The organism is Methylomonas sp. TEB (assembly GCF_047777895.1).
Lineage (GTDB): Bacteria > Pseudomonadota > Gammaproteobacteria > Methylococcales > Methylomonadaceae > Methylomonas.
On the sequence record NZ_CP180476.1, the window covers coordinates 3713371 to 3731972 of the forward strand.

13 protein-coding genes, 2 tRNA genes and 2 rRNA genes are annotated in these 18602 nt (G+C 49.6%); all 17 read right to left on the reverse strand.

Annotated elements, in window-relative coordinates:
- Window positions 1-154: 154 nt before the first annotated feature.
- A 23S ribosomal RNA gene (locus ACMXD4_RS16595) occupies window positions 155-3049 on the reverse strand.
- Window positions 3050-3371: 322 nt separating this feature from the next.
- A tRNA-Ala gene (locus ACMXD4_RS16600) sits at window positions 3372-3447 on the reverse strand.
- 116 nt (window positions 3448-3563) lie between these two features.
- Window positions 3564-3640, reverse strand: a tRNA-Ile gene (locus tag ACMXD4_RS16605).
- A gap of 60 nt (window positions 3641-3700) precedes the next feature.
- Window positions 3701-5234: ribosomal RNA gene (locus tag ACMXD4_RS16610) — 16S ribosomal RNA — on the reverse strand.
- Together the 16S and 23S rRNA genes with 2 tRNA genes alongside form the textbook arrangement of a ribosomal RNA operon.
- A gap of 461 nt (window positions 5235-5695) precedes the next feature.
- Complete coding sequence (fcl, locus tag ACMXD4_RS16615) at window positions 5696-6670, reverse strand: GDP-L-fucose synthase (protein WP_415878805.1); 975 nt, start codon at window positions 6668-6670, stop codon at window positions 5696-5698.
- 4 nt (window positions 6671-6674) lie between these two features.
- Window positions 6675-7796 (reverse strand): GDP-mannose 4,6-dehydratase, encoded by a 1122-nt coding sequence (gene gmd, locus ACMXD4_RS16620; RefSeq protein ID WP_415878806.1) that lies wholly within the window; start codon window positions 7794-7796, stop codon window positions 6675-6677.
- Window positions 7797-7876: 80 nt separating this feature from the next.
- Window positions 7877-9478 carry a VPLPA-CTERM-specific exosortase XrtD gene (xrtD, locus tag ACMXD4_RS16625; protein ID WP_415878807.1) on the reverse strand — a complete coding sequence of 534 codons (1602 nt, stop codon included), beginning with the start codon at window positions 9476-9478 and terminating at the stop codon, window positions 7877-7879.
- 185 nt (window positions 9479-9663) lie between these two features.
- Window positions 9664-10191, reverse strand: coding sequence for a hypothetical protein (locus ACMXD4_RS16630; RefSeq protein WP_415878808.1), 528 nt, complete (start codon window positions 10189-10191; stop codon window positions 9664-9666).
- Between the two features lie 179 nt (window positions 10192-10370).
- Window positions 10371-11567 (reverse strand): class I SAM-dependent rRNA methyltransferase, encoded by a 1197-nt coding sequence (locus ACMXD4_RS16635; protein ID WP_415878809.1) that lies wholly within the window; start codon window positions 11565-11567, stop codon window positions 10371-10373.
- A 6-nt stretch (window positions 11568-11573) separates the two neighbouring features.
- Entirely contained in the window at window positions 11574-12218 is a 645-nt protein-coding gene (locus ACMXD4_RS16640) for a zinc-ribbon and DUF3426 domain-containing protein (protein ID WP_415878810.1), read from the reverse strand.
- A gap of 4 nt (window positions 12219-12222) precedes the next feature.
- Window positions 12223-13107, reverse strand: coding sequence for a 50S ribosomal protein L11 methyltransferase (prmA, locus tag ACMXD4_RS16645; protein WP_171694617.1), 885 nt, complete (start codon window positions 13105-13107; stop codon window positions 12223-12225).
- A gap of 65 nt (window positions 13108-13172) precedes the next feature.
- Complete coding sequence (gene accC / locus ACMXD4_RS16650; RefSeq protein ID WP_415878811.1) at window positions 13173-14516, reverse strand: acetyl-CoA carboxylase biotin carboxylase subunit; 1344 nt, start codon at window positions 14514-14516, stop codon at window positions 13173-13175.
- A gap of 20 nt (window positions 14517-14536) precedes the next feature.
- Window positions 14537-14977 carry an acetyl-CoA carboxylase biotin carboxyl carrier protein gene (accB, locus tag ACMXD4_RS16655; protein WP_171694616.1) on the reverse strand — a complete coding sequence of 147 codons (441 nt, stop codon included), beginning with the start codon at window positions 14975-14977 and terminating at the stop codon, window positions 14537-14539.
- Window positions 14967-15428, reverse strand: coding sequence for a type II 3-dehydroquinate dehydratase (gene aroQ / locus ACMXD4_RS16660; protein ID WP_101051646.1), 462 nt, complete (start codon window positions 15426-15428; stop codon window positions 14967-14969). Before aroQ ends, accB begins: the two co-directional genes overlap by 11 nt.
- A 114-nt stretch (window positions 15429-15542) precedes the next feature.
- Window positions 15543-16070 (reverse strand): TlpA family protein disulfide reductase, encoded by a 528-nt coding sequence (locus ACMXD4_RS16665; RefSeq protein WP_415878812.1) that lies wholly within the window; start codon window positions 16068-16070, stop codon window positions 15543-15545.
- Window positions 16067-18286, reverse strand: coding sequence for a protein-disulfide reductase DsbD (locus ACMXD4_RS16670; RefSeq protein ID WP_415878813.1), 2220 nt, complete (start codon window positions 18284-18286; stop codon window positions 16067-16069). Before ACMXD4_RS16670 ends, ACMXD4_RS16665 begins: the two co-directional genes overlap by 4 nt.
- Entirely contained in the window at window positions 18268-18585 is a 318-nt protein-coding gene (cutA, locus tag ACMXD4_RS16675) for a divalent-cation tolerance protein CutA (protein WP_256605947.1), read from the reverse strand. The genes ACMXD4_RS16670 and cutA overlap by 19 nt, the downstream gene beginning before the upstream one ends.
- Window positions 18586-18602 lie beyond the last annotated feature (17 nt).

Here is an 18602-nt window from a genome sequence, read left to right on the forward strand (position 1 = left end):
GGTTTGGCTGTTTTGCAGCCGTCATGCACAGGTTTGAAGCGTATTTGCTTCCGGGCATTTGCCGTTTACCTGTCTTCATGGAAATCTGTATCGAGTGTGTCGTTTTCTTACGTTTATCAGCGTGTCAGTGACACCCAAACGCATTGGGTGTTATATGGTCAAGCCTCACGGGCAATTAGTACACGTTAGCTACGCCCATTACTGGACTTCCACACCGTGCCTATCAACGTCGTAGTCTCCGACGGCCCTTCAGGGGACTTAAAGTCCCAGTGAGATCTCATCTTGGGAGGGGCTTCCCGCTTAGATGCTTTCAGCGGTTATCCTGTCCGAACGTGGCTACCCGGCAATGCCATTGGCATGACAACCGGAACACCAGAGGTTCGTCCACTTCGGTCCTCTCGTACTAGAAGCAGCTTCCCTCAAATCTCAAACGCCCACGGCAGATAGGGACCGAACTGTCTCACGACGTTCTGAACCCAGCTCGCGTACCACTTTAAATGGCGAACAGCCATACCCTTGGGACCTGCTTCAGCCCCAGGATGTGATGAGCCGACATCGAGGTGCCAAACACCGCCGTCGATATGAACTCTTGGGCGGTATCAGCCTGTTATCCCCGGCGTACCTTTTATCCGTTGAGCGATGGCCCTTCCATACAGAACCACCGGATCACTAAGACCTACTTTCGTACCTGCTCGACTTGTCCGTCTCGCAGTCAAGCACCCTTATGCCTTTGCACTCATTGCCTGATTTCCGACCAGGCTGAGGGTACCTTCGTGCTCCTCCGTTACTCTTTAGGAGGAGACCGCCCCAGTCAAACTACCCACCAGACACTGTCCCTAATCCAGATAATGGATCGAGGTTAGAACTCCAAACATACCAGGGTGGTATTTCAAGGTTGGCTCCACGAGAACTGGCGTTCCCGCTTCAAAGCCTCCCACCTATCCTACACAAGTAGGTTCAAAGTCCAGTGTCAAGCTATAGTAAAGGTGCACGGGGTCTTTCCGTCTAGCCGCGGGTACACTGCATCTTCACAGCGATTTCAATTTCACTGAGTCCCAGGTGGAGACAGTGTGGCCATCGTTACGCCATTCGTGCAGGTCGGAACTTACCCGACAAGGAATTTCGCTACCTTAGGACCGTTATAGTTACGGCCGCCGTTTACTGGGGCTTCGATCAAGAGCTTCTCCGAAGATAACCCCATCAATTAACCTTCCAGCACCGGGCAGGCGTCACACCCTATACGTCCACTTTCGTGTTTGCAGAGTGCTATGTTTTTGCTAAACAGTCGCAGCCACCGATTTTTTGCAACCCCCTTCCGCTCCAGTCGCGAGGACCTTCACGTAATGAGGGCATACCTTCTCCCGAAGTTACGGTATCATTTTGCCTAGTTCCTTCACCTGGGTTCTCTCAAGCGCCTTAGAATTTTCATCCCACCCACCTGTGTCGGTTTAGGGTACGGCCACTAGTAACCTGAAGCTTAGAGGTTTTTCCTGGAAGCAGGGCATCTATCACTTCGCTGTTCTTTCGAACCGCTCGTCATCACGTCTCGGCATAGAGCACCCCGGATTTGCCTAAGATGCATGCCTACCTGCTTAAACGGCCACTTCCAACCGACCGCTGATATAGCCTTCTCCGTCACCCCATCGCAGTTACTACTGGTACAGGAATATTAACCTGTTTTCCATCGACTACGCTTTTCAGCCTCGCCTTAGGTGCCGACTAACCCTGCGTCGATTAACGTTGCGCAGGAAACCTTGGGTTTTCGGCGAGGGGGTTTTTCACCCCCTTTATCGTTACTTATGTCAGCATTCGCACTTCCGATACCTCCAGCCGACTTCTCAATCGACCTTCGCAGGCGTACGGAACGCTCCTCTACCACTCACACTTACGTGCAAATCCGTAGCTTCGGTACTATGCTTAGCCCCGGTAAATCTTCCGCGCAGACCGACTCGACCAGTGAGCTATTACGCTTTCTTTAAAGGATGGCTGCTTCTAAGCCAACCTCCTGGCTGTCTGTGCCTTTCCACATCGTTTCCCACTGAGCATAGATTTGGGGACCTTAGCTGACGGTCTGGGCTGTTTCCCTTTTCACGACGGACCTTATCACCCGCCGTGTGTCTCCCGTGCTGGCACTTGCTGGTATTCGGAGTTTGCATCGGGTTGGTAAGTCGGGATGACCCCCTAGCCGAAACAGTGCTCTACCCCCAGCAGTGATACACGAGGCGCTACCTAAATAGCTTTCGAGGAGAACCAGCTATCTCCGAGCTTGATTAGCCTTTCACTCCGATCCACAGCTCATCCCCGTCTTTTTCAACAGACGTGGGTTCGGCCCTCCAGTTAGTATTACCCAACCTTCAGCCTGGCCATGGATAGATCGCCCGGTTTCGGGTCTACACCTTGCGACTAAACGCCCTATTAAGACTCGCTTTCGCTACGCCTCCCCTATTCGGTTAAGCTTGCCACAAAATGTAAGTCGCTGACCCATTATACAAAAGGTACGCAGTCACCCCACGAAGGGGCTCCCACTGCTTGTACGCATACGGTTTCAGGTTCTATTTCACTCCGCTCTCCGCGGTTCTTTTCGCCTTTCCCTCACGGTACTAGTTCACTATCGGTCAGTAAGGAGTATTTAGCCTTGGAGGATGGTCCCCCCATATTCAGTCAAAGTTTCACGTGCTCCGACCTACTCGATTTCACTAGAAAAAGGTTTTCGTGTACGGGGCTATCACCCTGTATCGCCGGACTTTCCAGACCGTTCCACTAACCTTATCCTAGCTTAAGGGCTAGTCCCCGTTCGCTCGCCACTACTTAGGGAATCTCGGTTGATTTCTTTTCCTCCGGGTACTTAGATGTTTCAGTTCTCCGGGTTCGCTTCAGTGAGCTATGTATTCACTCAAAGATGACGTGCTTATGCACGCCGGGTTTCCCCATTCGGACATCTCTGGATCACAGCCGGTTTGCAGGCTCCCCAAAGCTTTTCGCATGCTACAACGTCCTTCATCGCCTCTTACTGCCTAGGCATTCACCGTATGCGCTTATTCACTTGACCATATAACCCGAATACGTCTGTATTTTGGTTATACTGTCAGCTGACATTTTCGCTGATTTTTCTGCTTGAGAACGACATACTGTTTGTTTTCTGCCATTCCCCTTCGAGAACGACGTCATTCAAACCGCAACTCGTTTTAGTGTTGATCATTGCTGATCATTACTATAGTTACAGATTTCCATATTGTTAAAGAGCTATCGGTACGAATACCAATGCTATAAAGTCTTTATCCGCTGCCGCTGATAAAACTGTATAGCGTTGATGTCCACCCACTATTTTTCTTACGTTTGACGAACTGGTTGACCCTCAGCGTTCAGCATGATGGTGGAGCCAGGGAGGATCGAACTCCCGACCTCCTGCGTGCAAGGCAGGCGCTCTCCCAGCTGAGCTATGGCCCCTAAAACAGACTAAAGACCAAGACTCAAGCAGAAACCTAACTATTCGCAACTCTACCTATCTAACTAGGAGTGTTGCCTGATCGTTTTCCGCCTTATTGCTTTCGCCTTTTATGCGTTGGTGGGTCTGGGAGGAGTTGAACCTCCGACCTCACCCTTATCAGGGGTGCGCTCTAACCAACTGAGCTACAGACCCAGGTGCGTCTTTCAATCGAAATAATTTGTTGTGAGTACGTGTAACGGTGTGCCGTCTTTGTAAGGAGGTGATCCAGCCCCAGGTTCCCCTAGGGCTACCTTGTTACGACTTCACCCCAGTCATGAATCACAAAGTGGTAAGCGCCCTCCCGAAGGTTAAACTACCTACTTCTTTTGCAACCCACTCCCATGGTGTGACGGGCGGTGTGTACAAGGCCCGGGAACGTATTCACCGCGGCATTCTGATCCGCGATTACTAGCGATTCCGACTTCACGCAGTCGAGTTGCAGACTGCGATCCGGACTGGGACCGGCTTTTTGGGATTCGCTTACTCTCGCGAGTTCGCAGCCCTCTGTACCGGCCATTGTAGCACGTGTGTAGCCCTACCCATAAGGGCCATGATGACTTGACGTCGTCCCCACCTTCCTCCGGTTTATCACCGGCAGTCTCCCTAGAGTTCCCGGCATGACCCGCTGGCAACTAAGGATAAGGGTTGCGCTCGTTACGGGACTTAACCCAACATTTCACAACACGAGCTGACGACAGCCATGCAGCACCTGTCTCAGAGTTCCCGAAGGCACTCCGCTATCTCTAACAGATTCTCTGGATGTCAAGGGTAGGTAAGGTTCTTCGCGTTGCATCGAATTAAACCACATGCTCCACCGCTTGTGCGGGCCCCCGTCAATTCATTTGAGTTTTAGCCTTGCGGCCGTACTCCCCAGGCGGTCAACTTAATACGTTAGCTCCACTACTAAGTTCTTTAAGAACCCAACAGTTAGTTGACATCGTTTACGGCGTGGACTACCAGGGTATCTAATCCTGTTTGCTACCCACGCTTTCGTACCTCAGCGTCAGTTTTAGTCCAGGGAGCCGCCTTCGCCACTGGTGTTCCTTCAGATCTCTACGCATTTCACCGCTACACCTGAAATTCCACTCCCCTCTACTAAACTCTAGTTGCCCAGTATCAAATGCAGTTCCCAGGTTAAGCCCAGGGCTTTCACATCTGACTTAAACAACCGCCTACGCACGCTTTACGCCCAGTAATTCCGATTAACGCTTGCACCCTCCGTATTACCGCGGCTGCTGGCACGGAGTTAGCCGGTGCTTCTTGTATAGGTAATGTCAGTCTACCGGGTATTAACCGGTAGGTATTCCTTCCTATTGAAAGTGCTTTACAACCCTCAGGCCTTCTTCACACACGCGGTATTGCTGGATCAGGCTTTCGCCCATTGTCCAATATTCCCCACTGCTGCCTCCCGTAGGAGTCTGGGCCGTGTCTCAGTCCCAGTGTGGCTGATCATCCTCTCAGACCAGCTACGGATCGTCGCCTTGGTAGGCCTTTACCCCACCAACTAGCTAATCCGACATAGGCTCATCTATTAGCGCCAGGCCCGAAGGTCCCCAGCTTTCCCCCGTAGGGCGTATGCGGTATTAGCGTGAGTTTCCCCACGTTGTCCCCCACTAATAGGCAGATTCCTATGCATTACTCACCCGTCCGCCACTCGTCAGCACCCGAAGGCCTGCTACCGTTCGACTTGCATGTGTTAAGCATACCGCCAGCGTTCAATCTGAGCCATGATCAAACTCTTCAGTTTAATTTTAACTTGTCACTAAATAAGATTAGTGACCAATCTTGGCTCGACTACAGAACATCTTTTCTTGCGAATTGACGTGGTGTCTGTGTCGACTATTTTTAAACAGCACATAGTCGCTACACATACCCACACAAATTATTTCGATTTCGTTTGTTAAAGAGCCAGAGCGCTTCGCCCTGTTGAGCCGACATATTCTACAGCGTTTTCAGTGTTTGTCAAATTTATTTTTAAGCCATTTCAAAAACCGAAGCCCAAAAAAAACAAACCCGCCAATCAACAACCTCAAACCCGCCGAACCAAGTCGACCGCTTCACCGCTAAAACTTAAAAGCCAGAGCAGTGAAGAGCCGCTCATTCTAATCACCCAACATCCTCGCGTCAAGAAATTATTTCTATTCGCGCAAACTTCCTTTTCCCTACTTGATAAACATGCCTCGCAGGCGCGCCGGGATTTGGGCAAAACTATTCTGCTTTAAACTGGCCTTGATGCTCTAAAAACCAACGATAGGTAAGCTCCAGACCTGTTTTCAGCGGTATCTTTGGTTGCCACCCCAAAGACTTAAGCTTTGAGACATCCATCAGTTTTCGCGGAGTACCATCCGGCTTGGTACTGTCCCAGCTAATTTGCCCTTGAAAACCAACGACATCTTGGATAGTTTCAGCCAATTCACGCACCGTTACATCTTCACCAGTCCCAACATTTAAATGCGACAGCATGGGTTCAGTGCAAGATTGATATTGCTCTTTGTCCAAGGCCATCACGTGCAAACAAGCAGCAGCCATATCCTCGACGTGTAAAAACTCGCGCATAGCCTTACCGGTTCCCCACACGCTGACAGTTGGAGAATTACCAAGCTTGGCATCATGAAACTTTCTGATTAATGCCGGGATAACATGGCTATTTTGCAAGTGAAAATTATCGTTTTCACCATACAAATTGGTCGGCATCACAGAACGGTAATCTACGCCGTACTGCCGATTATATGATTCGCACAACTTAATCCCGGCAATCTTGGAAATTGCGTAGGGTTCATTGGTCGACTCCAATACCCCGGTCAACAGCGCACTTTCTTGCATAGGCTGCTCAGCGAATTTCGGATAGATACAAGAGCTACCCAAAAACAGCAGTTGTTTGCATCCAATCCGCCAAGCCTGATGAACCACATTGGCTTCCATCATCAGATTTTGATAGATAAATTCTGCCGGATATACATTGTTTGCATGAATACCGCCAACCTTGGCAGCCGCGAGAATCACCTGATTCGGACGCTCTTGTTGCATAAAGTCCTGCACAGCCGTTTGATCGGTCAAATCCAATTCAGCATGCGTACGCACTACAATGTTTTGATAACCCGCCTCAGTCAATTGCCGATAAATCGCCGAGCCTACCATACCTCTGTGGCCCGCCAGATAAATCTTATCTTTCTTATCTACCATGCTGTTACTCCCGGCTAACCGCCACGTTATAACCTTGTTCTTTCAGCAGAGCATGTTTTTGCGCTTGCTCAAGATCATAAGCCACCATTTCGGATACCATTTCTTGCAAAGTAATTTGCGGCACCCAACCCAATTTGTTCTTGGCATTAGTCGGATCGCCCAACAGCGTTTCCACTTCGGCAGGTCTAAAATAGCGCGGATCGATAGCGACGATGTTTTGTCCAACCGCCATACCAGGCGCTTTGTCACCGGTAATAGCCTCGACATAACCTTTTTCTTCAACGCCCGCACCTTCCCAACGAATAGTCACACCCAATTCTTTAGCCGACATTTCGATAAATTGTCTCACCGAATACTGCACACCTGTAGCAATCACAAAATCTTCAGGCTGATCTTGCTGCAACATCATCCATTGCATCCGCACGTAGTCCTTCGCGTGCCCCCAGTCTCGTAGAGAATCCATATTGCCCATATATAGACATTTATCCAGACCAATTGCGATATTACTGAGGCCGCGAGTTATTTTGCGCGTCACAAAAGTTTCGCCTCGGCGCGGCGATTCGTGGTTGAACAAAATACCGTTACACGCATACATGCCATAAGCTTCACGATAATTAACGGTGATCCAATAGGCGTAGAGCTTGGCTACTGCATAAGGCGAACGGGGATAAAACGGCGTGGTTTCTCTCTGCGGAATTTCTTGGACCAGACCATACAACTCAGAAGTGGATGCCTGGTAAAAACGCGTAGTTTTCTCCATACCGAGGAAACGAATGGCTTCCAAAAGCCTTAATGTCCCCATACCGTCTACATCGGCCGTATATTCAGGAGACTCAAACGATACAGCAACATGGCTCATCGCGCCCAAGTTGTAGACTTCATCCGGACGAATTTCGCTAAGGATACGGGTGAGGTTCGAACTATCCGTCAAATCGCCGTAATGAAGAAAGAATTGGGGATCCTTAATATGTGGGTCTTGATAAATATGATCAACGCGTTCGGTATTAAATAATGACGACCGCCGTTTGATGCCATGCACTTCATAGCCTTTTTCCAACAGAAACTCGGCAAGATAGGATCCGTCTTGCCCGGTTATGCCTGTGATCAATGCTTTTTTTCTACTCATTTACAGCTCCTTTTCTTTTGAGTCAAATCGACGTAAAACCGCATAAATTCGTCAGGCAATAAAGCCGATGTCTTAATTGATTAACCCGGTAAAGCCGAATAAACCGGCTCAATGATCTTACCCGGCAAATAGGCGGGTAACTCAGGCAATAAATCTTTTAAAAATAAATGCAGGCGTTTGTCGGCAACGGCAATATCTTCCACCTTATCCACAGGAGTCACCAAGCGAATCAAAGCCCCATCGGTGCGATTCATAGTGATGGCATCATAAAATAGATACCATTTGACCATATATTCGTTAGTTATCATCCGGCCGCGCTGTTGAAACCAAAAATACACTAATTGTCTGCTTTCGCCTTTTTGGATAATGGCCCGATTTACCTGCAATGCCTGCCCGTCCAGTTGCAAATCTGTGAACTCGCGCTGCTCGAAACTGCTGATCTGCCAACCATCCCCAGGAATACAACTGCGGGGCGAATGTACTACGGCGCCCTTGCGTTGCGATTGGTAATACGCGCTGTAAAAATTAACGCTGTTCCGAGTTTCAGGCTGAACAAAATTGACAATAACATAATCCGTCAATTTCAACTCGTTTAGATAAAATTGCGTTAAATAATCATTGCGTCCCTGCCAACTTCCCAGAGTCGTCGGAAATGTTAAAAACGCTTTTCGCGCTGGAATAATGTCTTCCCGCCCCTTAAAGACCTCTGAAGCGCCTGCACCTATACAAAGCAATAGCAACACCGCGAAAACCGATTTATTCAATATCGCGACAATATCTCGACGCGCCTTGTGGCTCCATTCTTCCGGAATCTGCACCAGTTCGCCCATTGCCAGTTTCCTACCGCTGATTCGGCTAAAAACCCACATCTCGATAAATAACAGAAACATGCAAAGCAAAAATACCGCCCAGCCTTCAAAATCATGCAAAAAGCCTTCAGCCATCTCAGTGCCCCAGTTATCGACCAGGACCCCGATGACACCAATCCGAAAGCTGTTCATGAAAATGGTCAGGGGCATCGACGATAGAAAAATCAGCAACTTCTGCCAGAATGGACCTTTAAACAGATAAGCGCATAGGAAAGCCAGACTGGCCAAAGGGAACAAATAACGCAATCCGCTACAGGCATCAACCACTTGCAACTTATAGCTGCCTAGATCGATAACATTCCCTTCCAGGTAAACCATGATGTCGCAAGCGCGTATAAATTCCACGCCCAACCAGGAAGAAATCAATTGCAGTTTTGACGACAGGTTATTCAGTATGAAAGATGGAAACGGCACCATGAAGACTAAAAACAACAGTGGGATAGCCCCAACCCGCAGCCCGCGCAGCCCGAAAGCACTGCCAAACATGCCCGTCAAAACCACCAGAAAAGCATACTGCTCCATGGTTTTTATGGTTGCCAACCCGCCCAGAATAAAAAGAATCAACCCTAAGCAGATAATGATGATACCGGGCAGCGACGCTTTAAATCCTTGAACCAAGACTAGCTCGCCGCGCCGCACCCAAAGCAGGTAAATAGTGATGATAGGTATAAAAAACCCGTGACTGTATTCCTCGACATTCGTCCATGTCGTCGCCATTTCGATAAGGCTATCTCTGAACACCACGCACAGCAACAATAAAGCCGCACCCCATAATGACCAGACAATGGCCGGTTTCGTATTCTCTGTATTCATTCCGTGTCGAAAATAAGAATTGATGTTTAAATTTCTCCCATACCGGCACTGTTTGTTATGCGGTATGGAAATTTTGTCCTACTTACTAACCCGATCAATCGCAATAACCCTAACCGGTAAATCCATCCATTATCCCCGGGCTTTATTAAAGCCGAGTGACGCATCATGACAGACAAATAACACTTTTAGGCTTTGGGATCGGCAGTAAAAATCGGGTTTGTTTTGTCGTCTTCATGCAATTTAGCTTTTTCTTCAGGATAAATATGCCAAAAAGATTGATCGATAGCACCGTCGTTATAGCTGTTTTTACGATCATGGGTAAATGGACACCACCAGTTTTCCACCACTTTCACCATGTAAGCATGCCATTCGAATAAGCCCACACTCACCGGACAATACCAGGTGCAATTCAAAATCCAGAATAATTTCGATTGCGCCATGCTGAATTTGAATGACCCGTCCATCGTAATCTGATTTTTTAAATCATACCGATGACTCGCCCTGGCCGGCAGAAAATCACTCCATTTTTTAACATTTTCCGCACCGACCAATTTCAGGCTGAAATAAGTCAAATAAGCGCTGGTAATCACAAACGGCAAGGTCAAAATCGGCAAATAGATAAACAGCAAACCAATAGCTCTGGATATAACCGGCATTTGTTTATGATGGCAACCGATATTGACGCGGTCTGCACAAGATTCGCAGGCTTTCATGTTTATTTCTCCTCTGGAGTCGTTATTATTATTTGCTCGCTATGGAGCAGTTGAAAAATGCTGCGACAACCTTCGCAACAGAATTTTTTTTCGCCCAGCAAAGTGTTGAGCTCAAATCCGGGAATCAACACCCGCTGACCGCACAGACCGCATTGGGGCTTGGAATCCACCATAATTGACTATAGCCGGCTCGATACTGCACAAAAAAAGGTTTTCAAATAATCGGTCTCAGGCAAGGCCGGATGAATCGGATGATCCGGGCCTTGAGTGCCGGCACCGAAAAACACCAAGTGCCGGTCAATGTGCCGCGCCGAAGAACGCAATATTTCATGCAAATTATCTCTACTCAAATGATGCGAGCATGATGCCGAGACCAAAATACCATTATTCGACAAAACCTGTAGCGCCAAATGATTCAAGCGCCGATAGGCTTCGTACCCTGCTTTGAAATCTTTTTTACGTTTAATCAGCGCGGGCGGATCCAGGATAATCGCGTCGTAATGTTGTTGCTGTTCACGGGCTTGCTTCAAAAACTCGAACACGTCATTGCGCACGAATTGCATTTTGCCCTGCACCTGATTCAATTCGGCACTAGCGGAAGCTAAAGCCAACGCACTCTCGGAGCTATCCACACAACACACTTCCGCAGCGCCCGCCACTGCGGCAGGTATACCCCAAGCACCGGCATAGCTGAATAAATCCAACACCCTTAAACCATGGCAAGCTTTAGCAAACTGCGCCCTGCTGTTGCGATGATCGTAAAACCAACCGGTTTTTTGGCCTTCGGCCACATTGACGATAAAACGCACGTTGTTTTCTTCAATCAGCAATTGCTCAGGCAACTCGCCGTAAATCAGCTCAGGCTCCAGAGAGAGACTTTCCAACTGGCGCTGACTATTATCGTTTTTCAGCAAAATAGCCGTTGGCGCCAGCAGCTCAAGTAGGATCTTGACCAGCACATCCTTATACCGCTCCATTCCGGCAGTGGTAATTTGCACGGAAAGCACAACCCCAAAGCGATCAATTACCAAGCCGGGTAGACCATCGCTTTCGCCGAACACCAAGCGATAATAGGGCTTATCGAACAAACGCTCACGCAACCCTAAAGCTTGGGCCAAGCGCGCTTTAAAAAAACTTTCATTGATTTTGATATTGGTTTTACGAGTCAACAAGCGCGCGCAAATGAGTGCATGAGGATTCAGATACGCTATCCCCAAAGCTTTACCGTTAGAATCTTGAACAAGGACCAAGTCGCCTGCCGCAAACTGCTCCAAAGGGCTGCGCTGGGTATCGACCTCGTTGCTGAATACCCACAAATGCCCTTGCCGCAGACGTTTGTCTTCGTTTTTTTTAAGAAACAGTTCCGGGTAGCTCATATTGCCCTAAAGTAAGGTAAAGGTATAACCGCCAATTGGCGCAGCAGGCGCCACAACAGACAAACGGATTTCGACCGTTTGCTCTGGGGCGAGTGTTGTGGGTTTTAGAAGGTACTCCGCAGAACTAAACACCCGTTCCGCAATGGCCTGTCCATTAAAATTCAACACGCTTAGCTTCAAATCCGGCGCAGCTTGCACAAAAAGCGCCTGATTGCTAAGTACAGCGCTAAACAAATAACTGCTATCGCTTCGAACACGCAAATCGCTATGCGAAACGCTCAATTCCTCAAGATTTCTATATGGCGGTAACCGGCAAGATAATGTCGCACAAACTTTATCTAAATGTGCTCTGAGCTGAGGCTGCATAGTTAAACGATAACCTTCGAAATACAGTATTTGTGCCACCAATAACAATGCCACTAAGCTGGTGGCAACAAACCAAACCCGCCGAGTCTGCGGCCGCTGGTCTAAAGTTTGGTGGTCTGGATACGGCAAGTCGTCCTTAAGTACCGCATCTTGATCTTCACTAAGGAATCGCAACGCATCGAAAGATTTACCGCAAACCGAACAATCCAACAAGCCACGCGATTGCCGCAAATGCTCGACGGTAACTTCGTGTTGCTCAGCGCAATGCGGACACCGGCTAAACATCTATTCAGTCGGGTTTATGGGCATCCAATCGACACCAGTCTTCCTGACTGACCGGCGGCGCCACAACAAACCCCTGCTCTCGATAAGCTGCCGCTACAGACTCGGCTTGTTCGTTCAAGATGCCTGACAAAACCAACTGCCCGCCCGGCCTGACCAATGCGCCAATCGTTGGGGCCAGCTCAATCAGCGGTTTAGCGAGAATATTGGCAAGTACCAAATCAGCTGCAAACCCGGAAAACTGTTCGGGCAGATAATAATCGATCCGTTGCTGAACCTGGTTTTTTTCGGCGTTGTATTGACTGGCGGTCAACGCCTGCGGATCAATATCTACCGCATGCGCCCGCTTGGCACCCAGTAACAACGCTGCGACGGCAAGAATCCCCGATCCACAGCCGTAGTCGATTAACACTTTATCCTTAATATCGTTACCGGCCAACCACTCCAAACACAATGCAGTCGTCGGATGAGTTCCGGTACCGAATGCCAAGCCGGGATCCAAAGTCATGCAAACCGTACCCGGCTCGTGCTGTTCCTGGCCGCTGGGGCAAATCCATAAACGATTGGCAAACTTCATCGCCTGGAAATGCTCCATCCACGCCCGCTCCCAGGCTTGATCTTGCAAAACCTCGGCTACCCATTCCTGCAAAGGCTGACCGATAAACTGATTGAACAACAAGTTGCGAACAATATCCGGATCGGTATCGAGCTCGAACAAAGCCGTGACCCGAGTACGAGTCCAGATTTTGGTTTGATCAATGGCCGGTTCGTAGACCGGCTCATCATCGGCATCGCTGTAAGTCACCGAGACCGCGCCCAATTCGCTGAAAAACTCCGATATGTCCGGAGCGGTGGTTTCGTCGGTGATAACGGAAAGCTGATGCCAGGCCATAGTTATATAAAGCGTTTAGCAGGGAAAGGAGACACCATTTTCGTCATCTCCTCGCCCTTACCGAATTAATGGATACCCAATTTCTTTTCGAGGTAATGGATATTTTGCCCACCCAGAGCGAACGCCGCGTCAGCCATAATGCTCTGTTGCAAGGGGATATTGGTTTTGATGCCGTCTATCACCATTTCACTCAGTGCGGTCTTCATCCGGGCAATCGCACTGGCTCTATCGTCGCCGTGTGCAATCAGCTTGCCGATCATGGAATCGTAATACGGCGGCACTTTATAGCCATTATAGATATGCGTCTCGCAACGGATACCCGGGCCACCCGGCATATGGAATTGATCGATCACGCCGGGGCTGGGCATAAAGGTTTTCGGATCTTCGGCATTCAAACGGCATTCGATGGCATGGCCGGTAAACTTCACCTGGTCTTGCGTAATCGACAAAGGCTCGCCAGCGGCGATGCGCAACTGTTCCTTCACAATATCGAAGCCGGTAATCATCTCGGTGACCGGATGCTCGACCTGCACCCGCGTATTCATTTCTATGAAATAAAACTGGCCTTTTTCATAGAGAAACTCGAAAGTACCGGCACCTAGATAACCGATTTCCCGGCAAGCCGACGCGCAACGCTCGCCCATCTGTTTGCGTTGCTCTTCGGAAATACCCGGCGCAGGCGCTTCTTCCACCACTTTTTGATGACGGCGCTGCATGGAACAATCCCGCTCGCCCAGATGTATCGCATTACCGTGCGAGTCTGCCAGCACCTGAAACTCGATATGCCGCGGATCTTCCAGAAACTTTTCCATGTAGACGGTGCTATTGCCAAACGCCGTACCGGCTTCAGCCTTGGTCATCGCAATGGCATTCAGCAGCGCGCTCTCGGTATGCACCGTGCGCATGCCGCGACCGCCACCGCCACCCGCCGCTTTGATAATAACCGGGTAACCAATTTCCCGAGCCATTTTCAGATTGGTTTCCTCGTCGTCCCCCAAAGGATCACCGTTACCCGGCACACAAGGGATACCCGCAGCCTGCATGGCTTTTTTTGCGGCGATCTTGTCACCCATCATCCGAATGGTATCAGGCCTTGGACCGATAAATACAAAGCCGCTTTGACTCACTTTCTCAGAAAAATCAGCATTTTCGGATAAAAAACCGTAGCCGGGATGGATGGCTTCCGCATCCGTCACCTCGGCGGCGCTGATAATCGCCGGAATATTCAAGTAGCTGGCGGCGGATGCCGCTGGACCGATACAGACCGCTTCATCGGCCAGTCTGACGTGTTTTAAGTCGCGGTCCGCTTCGGAATATACAGCCACGGTTTTAATGCCCAATTCACGACAGGCCCGCAAAATGCGCAAAGCAATCTCGCCGCGATTGGCGATAACAATTTTCTCAAACATTAGTCCAGCCCCTTTGTCCGTTATTCAATGATGAACAAAGGTTGGCCATATTCGACCGGATGGCCGTTTTCAACCAGAATTTGCTTGATTTTGCCGCTTTTATCCGCCTCGATCTGATTCAAAATCTTCATCGCTTCGATGATGCACAAGGTTTGACCATTGCTAACCGACTGACCTACCTCGACAAATGCCGCTGAACCAGGCGATGCAGAGCGATAAAATGTCCCGACCATCGGCGACTTCACAACATGACCACTGACTTTCTCTTCCACTGGCGCGACCGCGGCGGAGGCCGCAGCAACCGCTACCGGTGCCGAAGCCACCGGGGCAGCATATTGCACCGGCGCAGCCGCCGAATAACGGCTGATTTTCACTGATTCTTCGCCTTCGCGAATCTCTATTTCAGCAATATCGGATTCCTCGATAAGATCAATCAGTTTTTTTATTTTTCTAATATCCATTGTTCTGAGTTCTCTCTAGTAATATCTGATGAGCGGCTTGCAAAGCCAATTCGTAACCGTTCGCCCCCAATCCGCAGATAACGCCGACGGCGATATCCGAAAAATACGAATGCTTCCTGAAAGGCTCACGGGCATGCACGTTCGATAAATGTACTTCTATGAATGCAATCTTGGTTGCCAGCAAGGCATCGCGAATAGCCACGCTGGTATGGGTAAATGCGGCGGGATTGATAATGATAAAATCGACGCCCTGCCGATAAGCCTGATGAATTTGTTCAACAATTTCATGCTCGGCGTTGCTTTGCAGGAAATTTAATTGATGCCCCAATGTTTGGGCCAACCGCTCCATCCCCTGCTGAATGCTTTGCAATGTTTTGCTACCGTAAAGCCCAGGTTCCCGGACGCCTAACAGATTTAAATTGGGTCCATTGAGAACCGTGAGGTTTGCCATTGCCGGTGTCGAACAAAAATTAGCCAAATAAGAATGAATTCTGCCTAATTTGTAGGTTTTTGTCCAGATAAACCGCTTTTCACTTCATTAGCCTGCGTTTTAGCGATTTTTCAGTCATTTTGCCGTCAACAACGGTGCAATCACTTCCAGCACTTTTTCTCGGGTCAATTCGCCTAATTGATGATGAACAATTTGCCCTTGTTGATTTATGATCACCGTGAATGGCACGGTGTTGATGACATTGCCCAGCTGTTGAGCCAACATCGTTGCACCTTCGCCGCCAATCAACACCGGATAATTGATCTTGATACGCTTAAGGTAGTCTTCTACCGGTTGCTTGTCTTCGATGGCAATACCGACAAACTGCACTCCTTTGTCTTTATACTCGTCCTGCAGCTTGATGAACTCGGGAATTTCCTTCAAACAGGGCGGACACCAGGTTGCCCAGAAGTTGATAATCAATATTTTGCCTTGCCATTGCGCGACCGATTGCGGCGTATCCGCCAGGTCAGGCAAGCTGAAATTGATTTGCGGAGTCGGTTTACCGGCTTCGGGGGCTGCGAAATATTGTCTGACAAACAGACCGGCCGCCAGTGCAACAAAGGCAATAGCGCTGACTATCAGTATGATTTTTTTATTCATAGTTGTTGCAAGGTTCTTAAAAAAGTAGCCGCATCCTGGTAGCCGATCACGCGCCGCGCCGCCTGTTCACGACCATCGGCACCGAAAAATATGATGCCCGGCGGCCCAACTAGCTCGAAGCGTTTTAACAAGGCTTTATCTGCTTCATTGTTATCGGTCACATCGGCCTGGAGCAGCACAAAATCAGCCAATTGTCGCTTAACCTGCGGATCGGTGAAGGTGTAAGCCTCCATCTCTTTACAGGAAATACACCAATCAGCGTAGAAATCCAGCATCACCGGCTTGCCGCTGGCCGTTGCTTGCTGGATGCGTTGCTCCAATTCCGCCACCGATGCCACCCGCTGAAAACTAAGCCCCTGAACCGGTTCCTGCGCTTGCGCATTGAAACCCATGCCTTGCAGGGGCTGTAGGGGGTTATCATTTCCGGCGCTCAAGCCGATCAACTGCAGAATGCCAAATACGAGCATGATAATGCCCAAACCTTTCCACAGTTTACGCCAACCGGAAGCCGTTTCCGGCAAAGAATCGATTGCCCCGAGAAATATGGCCGGAATAACCAATAACAAAGCCCACAAAAACATCGTCACCGCAGCCGGCAGAATCCGCGATAACATCCACACCGCCACGGCCAGCATCGCGACGCCGAATACGGCTTTGGTGGCATTCAGCCAATCACCGGCCTTGGGCAGCAGTTTTCCAGCTGATGCGCCCAACAGTAATAACGGTGCACCCATACCAAGGCCCATCATGAACAACGCCAAACCGCCCAACACCACATCACCGGTTTGACCGATGTAAATCAATGCCGCTGCCAGCGGGGCTGCCACGCAGGGCCCGACGATCAGCGACGACAGCGCCCCCATGATACCCGCGCCGAGATATGAACCATCGCGATGCTTATCGCTGGAGTGATGCAAGGCAGACTGCAGCGATTTCGGCAGCTCCAAATGGTAAAAACCAAACATCGACAGCGATAACAGCACGAATAATCCTGAAAACACGGCGATTACCCAAGGCTCTTGAAAGGTCGCTTGCAGATTGCTGCCGAACAAAGCCGCCAAGATACCGAACAGTGTATACATCAACGCCGAAGCCAGTACATAACTCAAGGACAGCAAGAAGGCCTTGCGCGTACCGATTTGGTCACCATGGCCGACGATGATGCCGGACAGAATCGGAATCATCGGAAACACACATGGGGTAAAGGCCAACAACAAGCCAAACCCGAAAAAACTGAGTAAAGTCAGTGCCAAGCTATCATGCCGCAAGGCATTGACAATTTTATCCTGCTCCGACAACTCGGCAACCGCGGCCGGTTTGGCTTGCGGCAATGCATCAGTAGGCGACAAGTCAAGGCTCACCTTGGATTGCATCGGCGGATAGCACACACCGCGGTCGGCGCAACCTTGAAACTTTGCCAGCAACTCAATGGTTTCGCCGGCCTTGCTATCTCGCAACAGCGGTATATCGACGCTGATCTGGTTCCGGTAGATTTGCACCTGACCGAACTCAGCGTCGTGGTAAGCAGCCCCTTCCGGAAGTTGCAACGGCGACAACCGCGTCTGGGTAGAGCCCTCCGCTTTGACCGACAACTTATCCTTATAGAGGTAATAACCCTCGGCAATTTGCCAGGTTGCTTGCACAGTATGCGGATCTTTCAAAGTCGCGAAAAACTGAAAGGCTTGTTCCGCCGGCAATAACTCCTCAGAAAACAAGCCGGGCGACAAACCCTTTAGACCTTTGACGAACTGGTTGAGCGCCCCATTGTTTGCGGCGGCCGAAGCTGCAGGGAGCGCCACATCCAACAGTACTTTTTGCGGCGGATAACAAACCCCGGCATCCGCACAACCTTGGTATTTAACCAGCAGCTTTAATTGGGTTTCACGACCTTGACTAATCAGCGACACCACTACATCCAGCGTGTTGCGATACACCACCACCTCGCCCAGACTTGGGTCATGCTCGGTAACGCCTTCCGGCATGCTCGCCTGGCCCAGCTGAATCGATTCGGTTTGTGACTGGAACTTGGTCTTATCGCGATACAGGTGGTAGCCTTCGACTATCTGCCAATGCAATTCAACTTTATCGGCAGTTTCGGCCGTGGCAGTTAACTTGAATGCCTGCTCCGGGGGCAAAAAATCCTGGCTGTCCAGCGCCGCCGCAGTGCGCCAAAAAACAGCGAATAAACATAATAAAATCAGTCGATGCCAAGGCATGAGTCTATCCATTTCAAATAATCCAGCGAGCCGCTTTCTATCGCGACCGCAATAATTTCCGGGAGTTGGTAAGGGTGTAGGCTTTTCAGCGTCGCTTCAATGGCCGCATAGCGGTCTTGATGACTTTTGATGAGCAGCAAATGTTCCTGAGCGGTTTCAATTTCACCTTGCCATTCATAAACCGAGCGCACACCTGGCAAGATGTTCACGCAGGCCGCTAATTTTTGGGTTATCAGAGTGCCGGCCAGTTTGTCAGCAACCTCTAGGTCCGGGCAGGTACAAAGAATCAATTGATACATCGCGATATTATCCTGGA

Excerpts from the sequence above, each read along its gene's own strand:
- ACMXD4_RS16640 (WP_415878810.1), bottom strand. The coding sequence starts at position 12,218 with ATGTTTAGCCGGTGTCCGCATTGCGCTGAGCAACACGAAGTTACCGTC.
- prmA (WP_171694617.1), bottom strand. The coding sequence starts at position 13,107 with ATGGCCTGGCATCAGCTTTCCGTTATCACCGACGAAACCACCGCTCCG.
- fcl (WP_415878805.1), bottom strand. The coding sequence starts at position 6,670 with ATGGTAGATAAGAAAGATAAGATTTATCTGGCGGGCCACAGAGGTATG.
- accC (WP_415878811.1), bottom strand. The coding sequence starts at position 14,516 with ATGTTTGAGAAAATTGTTATCGCCAATCGCGGCGAGATTGCTTTGCGC.
- xrtD (WP_415878807.1), bottom strand. The coding sequence starts at position 9,478 with ATGAATACAGAGAATACGAAACCGGCCATTGTCTGGTCATTATGGGGT.
- ACMXD4_RS16635 (WP_415878809.1), bottom strand. The coding sequence starts at position 11,567 with ATGAGCTACCCGGAACTGTTTCTTAAAAAAAACGAAGACAAACGTCTG.
- ACMXD4_RS16665 (WP_415878812.1), bottom strand. The coding sequence starts at position 16,070 with ATGAATAAAAAAATCATACTGATAGTCAGCGCTATTGCCTTTGTTGCA.
- aroQ (WP_101051646.1), bottom strand. The coding sequence starts at position 15,428 with ATGGCAAACCTCACGGTTCTCAATGGACCCAATTTAAATCTGTTAGGC.
- ACMXD4_RS16670 (WP_415878813.1), bottom strand. The coding sequence starts at position 18,286 with ATGCCTTGGCATCGACTGATTTTATTATGTTTATTCGCTGTTTTTTGG.
- accB (WP_171694616.1), bottom strand. The coding sequence starts at position 14,977 with ATGGATATTAGAAAAATAAAAAAACTGATTGATCTTATCGAGGAATCC.
- ACMXD4_RS16630 (WP_415878808.1), bottom strand. The coding sequence starts at position 10,191 with ATGAAAGCCTGCGAATCTTGTGCAGACCGCGTCAATATCGGTTGCCAT.
- gmd (WP_415878806.1), bottom strand. The coding sequence starts at position 7,796 with ATGAGTAGAAAAAAAGCATTGATCACAGGCATAACCGGGCAAGACGGA.
- cutA (WP_256605947.1), bottom strand. The coding sequence starts at position 18,585 with ATGTATCAATTGATTCTTTGTACCTGCCCGGACCTAGAGGTTGCTGAC.